Annotated in this window: 1 protein-coding gene; it reads left to right on the forward strand. The window is 59.8% G+C overall.

The window, feature by feature from the left end; translation table 11 throughout:
- Positions 1–187 precede the first annotated feature (187 nt).
- Positions 188–556: a hypothetical protein gene (locus tag ACXRVZ_RS27665; RefSeq protein WP_458233138.1), complete on the forward strand. Its 369-nt coding sequence runs from the start codon at positions 188–190 to the stop codon at positions 554–556.
- Positions 557–834: the final 278 nt, after the last annotated feature.

The following is an 834-nucleotide window of genomic DNA, read 5'->3' on the forward strand; positions in this document are numbered from 1 at the left end:
GGCGCGCTCGCCCAAGCGAGCTTGGTGCGGACGAGCCTGCAACGCAGCGTGAACGTATCAGCCTTACCGGGGCTTTTTGGCGCACAGACAGGTCCGCAAACAACCTCTCTGACGTGCCCCGCAGTAGCTCCAGAGAACCTGTCGCTAAAACGGACGCCACTGCGTGGCGCCGCTTACCTGCCACGTTATGCGTCAGTACCCGCACGCTAAGCTCATTCGCTGGGACGCTTCAGTCGTCGTTGCGACCTGGGCGCTGCTGGCCGTTGCGGGCGCCGCCGTTGTGCTCGTAGGGCTGATCAAGCCGGCAGCTATGCAATGGGCAATGCTGGCCCTCTATGTCGGCCTCGGCTTTGGGGCGCTGCACGTTGTAATTGCGTTTATTCACAAGTGTCCGGTATGCGCGAAGCGTCCAATGGTCGAGGGCTTCAAACCGGTTCACCCTGATTCGGTTTCCCAGTCCAAGTTAAGCGGATGGGCCGGCGTGGCTTGGAACGTGCACCGCAACCGCCGCTTCGTTTGCATCCATTGCGGAACTCCTTTCACATGCAAACAGTGACGCACAACCATTTGGTCAAGCGGACCTGCGCCAGCTACGCTGGCTGGTCCGCTTACCGCACACGTTAAAGCGCAGCAAATGCCTTGTCGTCACTGCCTAGGTACGTCTGGCCGAGCTACTGACAATCCGTTCCGGTATCTCGATTTGCTCGCTGGTGATTCGCACGTGGGAGTGCATATCGCCGTTTGCCAGCGGTGCGACGGTGTGGGCCTGCACTATTGGGTGGACATTTACGACGACCGCTGGCTCTATTGGTGTCACCTTAGCGAGGCTGAAGG

Source organism: Roseateles sp. P5_E8, from assembly GCF_054177665.1.

Coding starts and splice junctions, on each gene's coding strand:
- ACXRVZ_RS27665 (WP_458233138.1), top strand. CDS start 188: ATGCGTCAGTACCCGCACGCTAAGCTCATTCGCTGGGACGCTTCAGTC.